This window comes from Synechococcus sp. R6-10 (assembly GCF_047461815.1).
Taxonomy (GTDB): domain Bacteria; phylum Cyanobacteriota; class Cyanobacteriia; order Thermostichales; family Thermostichaceae; genus Thermostichus.
The window spans coordinates 1-502 of record NZ_JANSHW010000703.1; the positions used below are offsets into that span (position 1 = coordinate 1).

At 63.1% G+C, this 502-nt stretch carries 1 protein-coding gene; it reads right to left on the bottom strand.

The window, feature by feature from the left end; translation table 11 throughout:
- Positions 1–490 (bottom strand): FAD-binding protein (locus NW837_RS15420; protein WP_414332544.1); only part of this gene is annotated, 490 nt, incomplete at its 3' end.
- Positions 491–502 lie beyond the last annotated feature (12 nt).

Consider the following 502-nt stretch of genomic DNA (forward strand, 5'->3'; position numbering starts at 1 on the left):
GGGTGGCGATGTCGCGCGGCACGAGGTTACCGTAGGCGGGATACTTCTCCTCAAGGAAGTACCAGCGGTCGCTTTCGGGGATGTCGCGCGGGTGTCGGCTGTCGTGCGGGTCTTTAGGCACCCACACGCGCCCACCCTCGCCGCGCACCGCCTCCGAAATCAGGCGGCACTTGTCCTCGCCAGGAATCGCCGTCGGGTGAATCTGGATGAACTCGCCGTTAGCGTAGTACGCGCCTTGCTGGTAGCAGATGCTCGCCGCGCTGCCCGTGCAGATGATGGAGTTGGTCGTGTTTTTGAAGATCATGCCGGGACCGCCTGTAGCGATGACGACCGCTTCCTCGCGGAAGGCGCGAATCTCCATCGAGCGCAGGTCTTGCGCGACCAGCCCGCGACAGACGCCGTTCTCGTCAACGATTAGCCCCAAGAACTCCCAGCCTTCGTATTTGGCAACGCGCCCTTCTGTTTCCCAGCGGCGCACCTGCTCGTCCAAAGCGTACAGCAG